Here is an 11,695-nt window from a genome sequence, read left to right as displayed (position 1 = left end):
GCTTGGCCTCCGACCTATGTGAGCCAAGGAGTTGCCAGACATATTTGTCTTCCTAAGACCGCTTGGCCTCCGACTTGATGTCGAGCGATGTTCGTGCGCGTCCGGTGGCAACCAACACGTTTGGCGCTGGTTTCGCAGCTTTGAGCGGCTTCGGATCAACCCGCGCCACCACTCTATCGCGCGAACAGACCCTTAGAGTCGAAACCAATGCCACTCGCGTGCTGACAGATGAATGCGCGCCAATTCTGACACGAGGTGCTTAGACGTGCCCGACAAACTGGATCTTCGAAGTTTCAAGCTACATTCGCAACGCGATGCCGTGCTCAATGAAGTGCATGCGCGCCCGTTTATGCAGCTTATTCCTCCATTTAAGGTGACACACTTCGCATTTCTTTCGCAGGGCGATGCGGCCGCAAGCGATCGCCGCGCCTTCGTCACGTTTTGTCGAGAGCGTGACCTTCCAGCTCCGCAGCTCTCAGCGAAACATCACCAAATCGACATCGGGCCCGTTGTGCTTCGCTGGGAGCAGCATGCCGAATTCGCAATCTTTACCTGGATAGCGAATGGCCCGTTCGCTCGACAGAGCGGCGACTCCCAAAGTGCGGTTCACTCCTTGATGCGCAACTTGCGGCAGGAAGGGCAATTGCTGGTCGCAATCAAGCTGGATGTCGAGCAGCACGCCGCCCCATTGAGGCGCGCCGAACAACTTTTTGACAAGAGCAGCCTCGCCATGGCCCGCATAAAGGGCGGAGCAAGTGTTATGGCCTCGGATTTTCGAGTCGACGAAAACGGTTTCACCAAAATTCTTGTCTGCGACCTCGGGCTGACGCCGCACAATCTTGGTGCACTGGTGCAGCGGCTGCTTGAAGTTGAGACCTATCGTCCGTTGGCGCTGCTTGGTCTGTCGGCCGCTCTTGAGCTTGGTCCATTTGTCGATCGCATTGACAGACGTCTCGGCGAGGTGCTCGAAGAAATGCAAGGCGCGGAGGGATTGAAGCTCAACAACCATCTCCTTGCCGAACTGACCGCGTTGGCCGCCTCTTTCGAGCGAGGCGCGACCGGAAGCCTGTTTCGCTTCGGCGCCAGCAGAGCTTATTACGAGCTAGTTCAATCCCGACTGTCCATCATCGAAGGCAGTGAGATCACGGACTATCCCACATGGTCGTCGTTCCTGGCGCGCCGGATGGCGCCTGCGATGCGAACTTGCGAGACGACCAAGGATCGTGAGGTAACTCTGTCGGTCAAGTTGGCGCGCGCCGCCGATCTGTTGCGAACCCGTGTCGACGTTGAAATCGAACAGCAGAACCGCGACCTATTGCACGCTATCAATGAACGCACCGGACAACAGCTTCGGCTGCAGTGCACGGTGGAGGGATTGTCGGTCGCGGCGATAGGATATTACGTGGTCAGTTTGTTTGGCTACCTTGCCAAGGGAGCGCACGATGTTGGTCTCCATGTAGAACCCTCTTATCTAACCGCGGCGTGCGTGCCGGTCGCAGTCGGGGTGATCTGGCTGGTTAGTTACAATGCACGAAAGCGACACCTCAAGCATCGCGACGGGCCGTCCGTAACGGACAGGTAAGCATCATTTAGCTGATTGACAACAGAGCTTGACGGCAGACATGCCCGACCCACGTGGCAACAGTTTTCACCAAGTCGTCGGCGGCCCAGATAGAGGTGATCGCCGACGGGAGGATTGCGCTTCAGCTCCGCTGATCGGTCGGCGCCAGGCTCTACACGTCTCCGTGCAATGTCGATGTGACCGGATGAGAGGCAAACCTTGACGCGTTCAGGACCGTAACGCTTATCGTCGCCAAGACTCCCAGGTCAAGCATCGCGGGCTAGCGCCGCAAGATCAGTTTCGAGCTTCGGTTGATGCTTAAAAATAGCATCAATCAGCGCCTGCGCTGGTTGCTCGGCAGCCTCAACCAGCGCCGCTTTCTCAGCCCGTGCAGAGGGAGCGAAGACTCGCTTGACGACGGTCGGCGAGCCCTTAAGGCCGCATTTGGAGACGTCCTCGACGCCGGCATCGTGCGCGCTCCATTTCACGATTGGTGCACGCGCAGCACGCAAGGCATCGGCCATCGCGCCGCGCCGAATCTGGCAGGTCCCCTCCAGCATGGTGATGAGACAAGGCAGCCTCGTGTGCAGCACCTGGACACCACCTTCGGAGCGTCGCTCCGCTTCAATTGTACGGGCAGCGAGGTCGAGGGTTTTGACCTTGGCGACGTAGGTCAGCTGCAGCACACCCAGCCGTTTTGCGACGCCGGGACCAACCTGCGCGGTATCGCCGTCGATGGTCTGCTTGCCGGTAAAGATGAGGTCTGGCGGACCATATTCCTTGCCAATTTTTCGGATGGCGGTTGCCAGTGCATACGTTGTGGCCAAGGTGTCGGAGCCGGCAAAGCAGCGATCGGTGAGCAGTACGGCGCGATCGGCGCCGAAGGTCAGCGCTTTCCGCAAGGAATCTTCCGCCGATTGCGGCCCCATCGTCAGCACGGTTATTTCGCCGCCGAACCGCTCGCGCAGCTCGAGAGCGGCCTCGAGCGCGAAGAGGTCATATGGGTTAATGATCGTCGGCACACCCTGACGCATGATCGTATTGGTCACGGGGTGCACGCGGATCTGCGCAGAGTCCGGAACCTGTTTAATGCAGACGACAATGTGCACTGAGTTGCTCCAAAGGTTGCGGTAGCTGCGAAGAGAACAGCAAGTGTTGTACCACAGCGCCCGATTTTGGAATCTGTTAGCTGCCACAGAGGTTTAGATGGGTAGATCGCCCCTCCGGCCCGGTGTTCTGGACGAACGAATATCGACACCCGTCGCAACTGCGACAGCGCCATTCCGTTCCGTCCGACCACGGCGCGGAGCCGTGAGCTTGCAAGGCCCACATCGCGACTCCTGCGCAATTCAAGCTGCAGGTCCGGTCGCGCTCCGGAACGGCGCCAGTATCGACGAGATCAAGGCGGCCTGCTTCGCGCGACGGCATATTGCGGCATTCCTGCAGCTCTTGAGGGGTTCAAGGCAGCACAGGAGATCCTAAGGACCGAGCACAGCCAAACGAACGATGAGGTTGCTTATGCAGATCCCGATCGCGCCAACGGGAGCCACCTGCCTAACTGCTCCCCATGAGCCTCGATCTGCTGATTCAGGCGCCCCCACAGCCTTTGATGTTGGCGGGAGCCGCTCCCGGGAAAGACCATCAGCCCAAGCTTGGATCAGCCCTCAGTCGCTCTTGAGTGCCTGCCGAGATTCCATCGTAAAATCGTAAATGCGATTGTGGATGGCTGACAAAGCAAAGTCCTCGGTCGAAATCCTCCGGCGTGATATCGCGAGCACCATGCAGCACCCGATCTCGACACCGTTGGAAAATGCTTCGTAGAACAGTACGCAGTTGCCGACAGTAAAGCTCCGAATTTTCATCCCCAGCTCGGGCCGCTGGCGGCCCGCCGTGGATTCTTGGCAAGCATCTGAAAGGCATTGCCGATACGATCGAGCAAGCGATCCGCAGCCGCAGTGTTGTCCGATGCGATCAAGAGCCAGATCTCCTCCAGGTCGGTCTCGGCCTGGGGCCGCCTGGTGAGATTACCCGCCATGCTTCCCGGCTTTCAGCCGTTCGCGTCCGCGGGCCTTAATTTGTTCAACCAGTTCGCCGGGCTCAAACGGTTCTGCCGGACCGCTTTCCAAGCCTTCCTGGATAGCGGTACGCAATGCCTCAAGCTTCGCCTTGCGACGCTCCTCGCGTTCTTCAACAAGGCGCAGTCCCTCCCGCATTACCTCGCTAGCGGCTGCATAGCGTCCGCTATCGACGAGATCCTTGATAAAGCTCTCGTAGTGTTTGCCGACGGTATAACTCGTGGCCATAGGCACGCCTCCTCGCCTCATAATATATTACTTTATGCTCTAAATACCGCGCTTTGATCCGCCAGCAACGTGAGGTTGTGGAGGGACGGAGGCAAACGGTGGGTAGGTGACGAAATCTCTTGGCTCAGTCTATCTGAGGCGGTTTTGCTAGCGTCGACCAACTTCATGTGATTGAGCCATGAACTACGATCAAGAGGATCGCAAGCCGATCAGGAGAAAAACCATCAGGACGACAATGTGCGAAGCTTTAGGCCGTGGCCGGCGAAGTCCCACTTGGCGACGTGGTGGTCAAACTGGCTGGCGAATTGATCCCTAGCCAGGCTCAGAAAGCCCGCCCTCATTGGGAAGGTGCAATCTCAGAACGCACCAACGAGCATTCCGAACGGCCGGACCGACATGCGCAAATGCTGGCGCCAACTACAACGCTGGTCGGTCCTCGCTTCGATTTGGCCGTGGCTCTCGCACGCGCGAGTGGCGATGGCATGGCAGGGCGAAGCCTTACCATTAACGATCTGTGCAAGCTCCTACCGCAAGTCGATCCAAAGGACGTCGAGAAAGCCGCTTTCGATCTGGATGCCCTGGGTTTGACCAGCATTCAGCGGTCGTTCGGTGAGCACTGGTGGCTACGGTTATCCCCCATCTGACGCGGTCATCCTTGCACCGTCGCCTGCAGCGCCATGGAATCAGCCGCCCGCCCGAGGTCGTCGGTGCCAAGCCTGCCAAGCAGCCTTTCGAGGCCTAAGGGACGGGACCGTTGGGGAGACAGCACGGTCACGTTTCGGAGGAGCTGGCGCGCCGACCCTGAGCGTCGGCTCCTCTTTTGGACCTTGTGTGAGTTAGGCAACAGTCGTCCCTCGGCGTACCTGCTAAAGAAATGACGTTGGGAATTTCAGGGCCCTAGCGCTGGGAATGACAGGGCGCCGCCGGGACAAACCATTTCGGGCCCGGCGGCGTAATTTTTGAGATTTACCGCGCTGACGCGCGAGAGGCGTCTCGAGATGTCTGACGACAAGATTGCTGTAAAGACCGTGCTGCTCGCGCTGGCCATCGGCATTGCGGTATGGGCAACCACGGGAGCGCCCGAGCCGGGCACAAATTCGCCGTTGCACGTCGCCACCAGGCGATGAGGCCCTACGGGGCTTGGGAGGATTGGGCGCGGTCGCTTTAGGTCGGCGTCATTCGAGCGGTAGAGAAAGCGCCGGCAGCGGCCTATTGCCCTGCTCGCAACCTGTTCGCCCCTTGAGCAGTAGAACTGGCGTTGAGGCATCCGCGGCAGTCCGGCCCATGAAATGGGTCAGATTAACGCCCGATGACCACTCCACATAACCAACAGCCGAAAAGGCAACCGCTCCCACGATGAGAATACTGAGTACTGAAGCGGCGGCTGCCGACGCCAAGCTTTGGCTGCTGAAAAACGGCATCACGATTCTCCGACACCGAGCTGCCACCCGCTCGTGCATTAGGCCAACTCGCGATGATCGAGTGTGAACCGCCTCACATTTCACGGGCAGTTGATGCCGAGGTCGGACCGCCGATGCCAGTTCAGGGCCGGCGGGCCAATTTTCGTTGATTCAGATCCTGGCCGCGGCCCAGTCGGGCAGACGATCCGGAAGCGGGCTGTCGAGCAGGCCGGCGACAAGCACGCCGAAGGCCGCTCCTTCGATGGCCTCTTCAGTGAACTCGACGTTTGCGTCCCATTCGAAATGGAGGACCGCTGAGGCCGTCGCCCGCATCCCCTCGATGGTCGTGGCGCGATTGTAACCATTCGCAGCTGATTCATGGCGTCCTCAAAGGCTTCTTCGGCCGCGGTATCGTCAACACCGATCTGGTAAAGCCGGAGAGTCTCCTCGCTGGCGGCATCGAGGAGGCACGATATTTCCACGAAGCTGCGTCCTTGCTCGATCAGTTCGGCTCGAGATGTTTGGGCAAGGGTGACGCCCGTCCGTGTTCTCCAGCGCCAAAAGCCTGTTCGAGCGGGAGCACCCAGGACCGTTCCCGGGGAAGCGTTCTGCCGTTAGCAGGCCTACAGGCCGATCAGCTGACGGGTGTCGCTGCAGAACCTTGGGGTCACTCGTTTGCCACGGCCAGATACCGCTGAGCCCGTCATAAGCATTCGGATGAAGCTCTGCTTTCCAGCATGCCGTCGCCCACGATTAACTGTTTGAGCGGTTCTAGTCCGCGGCACGATCGAGTGGAATCGCAGATGGAAGCATAGTGAATGCATATGGACGGCGACTGCGGACCAACGGAAGGCCGCGCAAGAAAGGAGTAAGGCGATGGATACGGCAGACAACGCCGACGCGGTGACCACTTGCGCATGTACTGTGATGCACCGAAGATCGATATCCCCGAGGCTTTCCACAAATGATAGTGGATGGCTTTCCACTGGCGGATAGGTTGGTCGCGGGGAGAATTCGCCATATTCCAGCTATCGGGGGGAGGCAGACCTGCTTGATCCCCTTCATGCCAAAACGGCGTCGGCAAATCTCGCACCCAGCTTTGAGTCCCACGACTCTGGGTCGACAAATTGTGTTGGGGGCCCGGGTCGATCCGCCGCAACCTGCCCCTTGCCCACTGCTCAGACCGTATTTGAAGTTGCTCCCGATTGGCGCGCGCTAGTCTTTGAACATGGCGGATAACCTGACGCTCGTCAGCTTATCGACAGCTGAGCTTCCTAGCGTACGCCTCCGTTGACGGCCGCCTTGTTTGACGGAGGCAAGCGCTGCAGGTCCTAGGGGGCATCCTGGGAGAAGGGCTATGACGATTTCGCGGGCAGAGGTGATCACATCGGTCGAGCCTCGGTGGTCGCGAGATGAGAAGGAAAGCTAGTTGCAGCATCGCTCGAGCCGGGAGCGACTGTTTCCGAGGTGGCTCGCATGGCCGGCCTTCATGTGAGCTAGCTGTTCAGGTGGCGCAAAAAGCTTGAGCCGCCTAGTCGGCTGAGACAAGACATGCCATGGAGTTCGATGAATACAGAACGGGCCCAGCCTCGCGCCGGCATACCTTTCGAATCCGAAAGCACCGAGCCAACGTCTAGGGCCGCCGGGCAGTCCCCTTCGTGCCTGACCCAGTGGGCGTCAGCCCTGACGCGGTGGGCGACAGGAGCGGCCGCCGCCGACCTCGTCTCGTCGCAGGACCGCGTCCTGGCGACCTGGGCAGCGGAAGAGGGGCAGGGCGAAGACGAGAATCGGCAAGAGGGGGTCAACCGGACGAGGGCATGGCGGGACGAAGGTGATGTCGGAGACGAGCTGAATTTGTCGTCATTGTCCCTGACCGCCTTGCCAGCCTCACTCTTGCCCAGGCTCCGGACCCTCAATGTCATCGGCAACCAGTTGAGCAGCCTGCCGGCCCGGCTTCCGGGCGGACTCCGGGACCTCTACGCCTCTGACAACCGGCTGACCAGTCTGCCCGCCCTTCCGAGCAGGCTCCGGCACCTCCACCTCATGGCCAACGAGCTTTCCAGCCTGCCGGCAGAGCTGCCATTTAGGCTCCGCAGCTTGACTGTCGATAGCAACCAGCTGACCGATCTGCCCGCCCTTCCGGCAACGATCGAGGAGTTGTCTGCCAGCAATAACCAGCTGACCAGCCTGCCCGATCTTCCAGCCAGGCTCCGCCGCCTGGACGTCAGCGAAAATCAGCTGACCAGTCTGCCCGATCTTCCAGCAAGGCTGCGGTACCTGGACGCAGGCGACAACCAGCTGACAAGCTTGCCTGGCGTTCCGGCCAGACTTCGATACCTGGACGTCAGCGAAAATCAGCTGACCAATCTGCCAGAGACACTCCCGGTCGGCCTTGAAATGCTCGGCGCCAGCAACAATCAGCTCACCGGCCTGCCCGCGACCGTGCTGACGCAGCTCGGCAGCGCGTCCAGCATCGATGTGCGATCTAATCCGATACCGGGCCCAGTGCTGGCCGATTTGGCGTCAGCCACGCGCGGCCCGGATTATGCCGGCCCGCAGGTCTTGCTGTCGATGCCCCTACAACCGGTGGAACATCAGCCGCCACTCCTGCACGAGGTTGTTGCGGATTGGCTCGCGGACGAGCCCGGCGCAGTGGCCGCCTGGCAGGGCTTCGCCGAAGAGCCGGGTGCGCAGGACTTCGCACTCTTTCTCGAAAGGCTCGCGGGCACCGTGAACTATGGTCATCAGGCGTTCCGCGACCAGGTGGCCGAGAATCTGCTACAGGCCGCGATGAGGCCGCGGCTGCGCGAGCAGTATTTCGAGCTGGCCAGTGGAGCGACTGCGTCCTGCGAGGACCGCGTCACTTTGACTTGGAACGGTATGCAGACCGCACGCCTGAACGCTGATGTCAAGGATGGGCTTTATGACAGTCAGCTCGACCAACTGCTCCAACACGGCCGTGTCATGTTTCGTTTGGAGGCGCTTGACGATATCGCACGCGAGACGGTCCGCTCGCTCCGTCGTGCCGACCCGGACGCCAATATCGACGAGATCGAGGTCTATCTTGCCTATCAGACCCAGCTACGGGATCGGCTGGAATTGCGCCACATCGCCCCTGATATGCGCTTCTTGAATCTCTCTGACGTCACGGCGGACGACGTTGCCCGGGCTGAGACGTCGGTGCGGGAACAGGAAGCGGCGGGTTTCGCGGATTTTCTGGCAACGCGCTGGGAGCCTTGGGATACGGTGGTGAAGCGGATCGCCCCCGATGATCATGCCGCGATGCGGGACCGGCTTGCCGATGCAATGGAAGATGAGTTTCCGACGCGCTTGAACGAACGACTCGCGGAGCCTGGCCTGACGGATGATGTCGATGCCCGGCGGGTGGTCGGAGCCCAGATCCTCAGCGAAATCGCCTGCGAGATCAAGGGCGAGCTGATGCATAAGGTTCTCCGGGAGCAGGGCCTCGAGCTCTGATCGATGCGATAGCCGCTCCGATCCTGCAGTCTCGTTTGGTCGTTACGGGACGAGCGATTGTTCAGGTCGCATGGATGATGCAGTTGCCGTCTGATGACCACCTCCGACCACCTCGGCGTGTTGTTCGCTCGCCGGCCGTACCTGGGAAACCCGCGATTCTAAACTAGCAAGCGATGCCAGAGTTCAAGGTCATTGCTCGCCTGGATTACGACGAACAGACCACGTTCGTCCGTGCAAGGCTGTGTCAGGTCACGACTGGCATAGCCTGGGTTGAACTTGATCACGCGCAGGATACTTCGACAGCGCGGCCAATGCCGCTTCATGATTCGCTCGCGTCGTAGCCGATGTCGCTCTCCGCCACCGGATCAGACTCCATCCGGATCCCGTTTGTGACCGCGAGCGGAGCGCGCTGGTGGCAGCGCAGAACGCCTTGCCGAATCTCCGTTCCCATCGGCGCAAGATTTCATAGCTCACTCGACGCCCAGCGCCCCCTGCATTCGTCGACAATGCGCAAGCTCAAGGGAAACCGGAAATACAACCAAACGCTATATCCGATCATTTCCGGTAGGAAGTAATGGCGACGATAAACCAGGGCGCTCGCCGCAGAGCTACCGGGCCGGAAGGCTGCCACTGCTGACCATCCGATAGGGCGGCGCGCGGCTCACCTTCTGAATGTCGACGATCCAAAGTCACTTCGGCGCTCTCGGCCCGACACCATGCCCGAGGGAAGCCGATGACGTAAGCGTGACGGAAGAGATCGGAGCCAACTTCGCCCCGCCCGAGCGCGAGCAGCTACGCTGCGGCTTCGTCAGCTTCTCGAAAGCTTGCTCTGGTAGGATGTCTGCTCAGGTGATCTTGGACGTGAGGCTGGGTGGACCCGCACAATCGTGACCCCATCCAATGTAACAGTTTGGTCGCAGCTGCAGCATGCCACTTCGGAAGAGCAGCAAGAGGGGCCGGCGAGGCAATAGACGTTTGAGCCGTCCTTGGCGACGGCGCTCCCAGCCAGTACCGGTACCTGTCCTCATCAGTCTGAAGAAGACCAGCGCCGCATTGATGACGCGACTGGTAATGCTATGGCTCGGAATCAAAGGTGCACATTAAAGCAGTACCACCGAACTTCGCCGATTACGGGCATGTTCTCCGCTTTCGGCGTCAAGCGTTTGATCTAAGCAAATCAGCAATCCTATCGCTCACGTCAACGAATTCTACTAATCGAACGATGAGGCGCCGTTGAGCAATCTTCGCGTTTGCTGCGAGCCAGCTACTCGCAGTGCGATTCCGCCCAGCCCCCCTCAGAGGACGACGAAAGTTTCTTTAAAATGATGACTCGTGCCGATAGACGCAGCGAGGCCGCCCTTGACCAGTATCACCCTGCTCTTCGCAGATTCTCCGAGGCACTTATTCTTGAGAGCCAGACGATATCTGGACTGGACCACGACTCGCGGATCAAGTCCGCTCGGAGGCTGTTCCCACGCGACAAGAATCTCATCTCCGCGTTAAATTTGTTTCGTGCTGCGGAGCTATGCGCAAAATTCGGTTCGTAATACGGAGCGTGCCTTGTCCGGGCGCTTCGAGCGGGCAGCTAAGCATTGCAGCCTTGGCGGAGCAATCTTCTATGGTGATTTGCCAGCTTCGGTTGGGTTAGGCGACACGGCACGTGACCACCTTATGGCAATTCAAGAGCATGTCGCTCCGATGGAAACTCGCTATTTCCGTGGTGTTGGCAATTAACCCACCGTCCGAGCCAGCCCGGGGCAATCGGCTCGCTCTGTCCGAAATCAGATGACGGACGATATTCAGGTACGGCGCATCGGCGCCCGACGAAGTGGATAAGCGTTTGGAGCGTCTAGCCGACATCCTCATTGACTGCATCGCCCACGGCAACTCGGTCAGCTTTCTGCCACCGCTAACTCGACGACGTGCGCTGGTGTACTGGCGTAGCGTCGCGGACGCGGTTTTTTGCAATGGATGCGTGCTACTAGCTGCGGAAGATGGCGCAGGGGATTATTTTGCTGCTCGGGCAGCCGTTGGATGAAGTGTGCGAGCCAGGCGAACGACCGCCATAAACTTTCGTATCGTTAAGTGACCCCCTTGAGGTGCCCAATTTTTACCAAGGTTCAATTGAGCCGCTGATCACGATCCTCTTAGCTGCATGCGCGGCTGGCCACAGCGACATCTCATTCGTCTTCGCCGGCTTCGTCAACTGATAGCGAATCGGGAGGTCGCGAATTCTATTTTTCGTCGGAATGACAGCATTTGCCGAGACGTGGATAGAGATACTGATGGAACCATTCGAGCTTGCGTGGTGCGAGTTCGAATACCAACGGGCTCTCAGATGCCTCGAAGCGAGGGAAAACAGGGCGAACGACGTCTGATCCATCATGCGGGAGGACCTGTGGCCAAACACTCTATGACAGCGCACGGCCACGCGCGCCACGAGCGGCGATACAGCGATCGAAAGCTCGCTCAAAGAATTAAAGAATTAGCCAGCACGGTCCTAATCAGAAGACCATCACCAAGCAGCGTAAGGCGGCGTCGTGCACGATGCACCGACGGGTTGCAAGACCGTCCGCTCGATTGAGGAAGAGGCAATCGTCGTTGCCTTTCGCAAGAACAACCTTGTGAGCTGCAAATTTATCGAGAATTTGGGCGCCCTTGCGCGATGAACACGGTACGCAATCATGTTGGAGCTCCGGTAGAAATACGGGAATGAAGCTGCGCCGGCGGTAAGCATGCTCACAAAATCCATGACAATTGAACTCGCGCTAGTTGTGGTTCGGTCGATATTCTGCCAAGCGTAACTGTCGGAGTGACGGATCCCTGACCTAGAAGGCAGGGGACCTCTCGATCGTAAGGACGGGTCGCCAGAATGAATAGTCGTCCGTGAAGATCGGCTAAGCGATTGAGGCAGAATCGCATTTGCTGGTGTGGACTGTTTTTGGATTGCAAGG

General features: G+C 59.2%; 9 protein-coding genes and 2 pseudogenes. 5 read left to right on the top strand and 6 right to left on the bottom strand.

All coding sequences use genetic code 11. The features are described 5' to 3' along the window. The first annotated feature begins 265 nt into the window (after positions 1–265). Positions 266–1,582 (top strand): DUF3422 domain-containing protein, encoded by a 1,317-nt coding sequence (locus QJT82_RS44065; RefSeq protein WP_026192381.1) that lies wholly within the window; start codon positions 266–268, stop codon positions 1,580–1,582. A 245-nt stretch (positions 1,583–1,827) separates the two neighbouring features. Here the strand turns inward: QJT82_RS44065 and QJT82_RS44060 are convergent, their stop codons facing one another. From QJT82_RS44060 to QJT82_RS44050, 3 genes are all read right to left on the bottom strand, one after another. Continuing rightward, positions 1,828–2,670, bottom strand: coding sequence for an electron transfer flavoprotein subunit beta/FixA family protein (locus QJT82_RS44060; protein WP_026192380.1), 843 nt, complete (start codon positions 2,668–2,670; stop codon positions 1,828–1,830). A gap of 749 nt (positions 2,671–3,419) precedes the next feature. Next, positions 3,420–3,596 (bottom strand): type II toxin-antitoxin system RelE/ParE family toxin, encoded by a 177-nt coding sequence (locus tag QJT82_RS44055; protein WP_016842027.1) that lies wholly within the window; start codon positions 3,594–3,596, stop codon positions 3,420–3,422. Beyond that, on the bottom strand, positions 3,586–3,864 hold the full coding sequence (locus tag QJT82_RS44050; protein ID WP_075968511.1) for a type II toxin-antitoxin system ParD family antitoxin: 279 nt from the start codon (positions 3,862–3,864) through the stop codon (positions 3,586–3,588). The genes QJT82_RS44055 and QJT82_RS44050 overlap by 11 nt, the downstream gene beginning before the upstream one ends. Before the next feature lie 254 nt (positions 3,865–4,118). On the opposite strand from QJT82_RS44050, the gene QJT82_RS44045 reads away from it, so the two are divergent. From QJT82_RS44045 to QJT82_RS44035, 3 genes and pseudogenes are all read left to right on the top strand, one after another. After that, positions 4,119–4,508, top strand: coding sequence for a hypothetical protein (locus tag QJT82_RS44045; protein ID WP_225163822.1), 390 nt, complete (start codon positions 4,119–4,121; stop codon positions 4,506–4,508). Further along, positions 4,493–4,597 (top strand): annotated as a pseudogene (locus QJT82_RS44040) (IS481 family transposase); the annotation flags it as partial. The gene QJT82_RS44045 and the pseudogene QJT82_RS44040, both read left to right, overlap by 16 nt. 265 nt (positions 4,598–4,862) lie before the next feature. Then, positions 4,863–4,991, top strand: a complete 129-nt coding sequence (locus QJT82_RS44035) for a hypothetical protein (protein WP_256438835.1) — start codon at positions 4,863–4,865, stop codon at positions 4,989–4,991. Positions 4,992–5,039: 48 nt separating this feature from the next. On the opposite strand, the gene QJT82_RS44030 is transcribed toward QJT82_RS44035, so the two are convergent. Beyond that, positions 5,040–5,285 carry a hypothetical protein gene (locus tag QJT82_RS44030; RefSeq protein ID WP_129964890.1) on the bottom strand — a complete coding sequence of 82 codons (246 nt, stop codon included), beginning with the start codon at positions 5,283–5,285 and terminating at the stop codon, positions 5,040–5,042. A gap of 150 nt (positions 5,286–5,435) precedes the next feature. Next, entirely contained in the window at positions 5,436–5,597 is a 162-nt protein-coding gene (locus QJT82_RS44025; protein ID WP_016842032.1) for a hypothetical protein, read from the bottom strand. A 1,233-nt stretch (positions 5,598–6,830) separates the two neighbouring features. On the opposite strand from QJT82_RS44025, the gene QJT82_RS44020 reads away from it, so the two are divergent. Next, on the top strand, positions 6,831–8,741 hold the full coding sequence (locus QJT82_RS44020) for an NEL-type E3 ubiquitin ligase domain-containing protein (RefSeq protein WP_018270203.1): 1,911 nt from the start codon (positions 6,831–6,833) through the stop codon (positions 8,739–8,741). A gap of 423 nt (positions 8,742–9,164) precedes the next feature. On the opposite strand, the pseudogene QJT82_RS44015 reads toward QJT82_RS44020, so the two are convergent. Further along, a pseudogene (locus tag QJT82_RS44015) lies at positions 9,165–9,300 on the bottom strand (IS6 family transposase); the annotation flags it as partial. Between the last annotated feature and the right edge of the window lie 2,395 nt (positions 9,301–11,695).

Origin of the sequence: Bradyrhizobium sp. Mp19 (genome assembly GCF_029952935.1) — a bacterium.
Taxonomy (GTDB): domain Bacteria; phylum Pseudomonadota; class Alphaproteobacteria; order Rhizobiales; family Xanthobacteraceae; genus Bradyrhizobium; species Bradyrhizobium elkanii.
Note: the sequence above shows the minus strand (reverse complement) of the source record. Positions and strands in the feature narration are given on the sequence as shown.

Excerpts from the sequence above, each read along its gene's own strand:
- QJT82_RS44025 (WP_016842032.1), bottom strand. The coding sequence starts at position 5,597 with ATGCGGGCGACGGCCTCAGCGGTCCTCCATTTCGAATGGGACGCAAAC.
- QJT82_RS44020 (WP_018270203.1), top strand. The coding sequence starts at position 6,831 with ATGAATACAGAACGGGCCCAGCCTCGCGCCGGCATACCTTTCGAATCC.
- QJT82_RS44055 (WP_016842027.1), bottom strand. The coding sequence starts at position 3,596 with ATGGCGGGTAATCTCACCAGGCGGCCCCAGGCCGAGACCGACCTGGAG.
- QJT82_RS44050 (WP_075968511.1), bottom strand. The coding sequence starts at position 3,864 with ATGGCCACGAGTTATACCGTCGGCAAACACTACGAGAGCTTTATCAAG.
- QJT82_RS44030 (WP_129964890.1), bottom strand. The coding sequence starts at position 5,285 with ATGCCGTTTTTCAGCAGCCAAAGCTTGGCGTCGGCAGCCGCCGCTTCA.
- QJT82_RS44035 (WP_256438835.1), top strand. The coding sequence starts at position 4,863 with ATGTCTGACGACAAGATTGCTGTAAAGACCGTGCTGCTCGCGCTGGCC.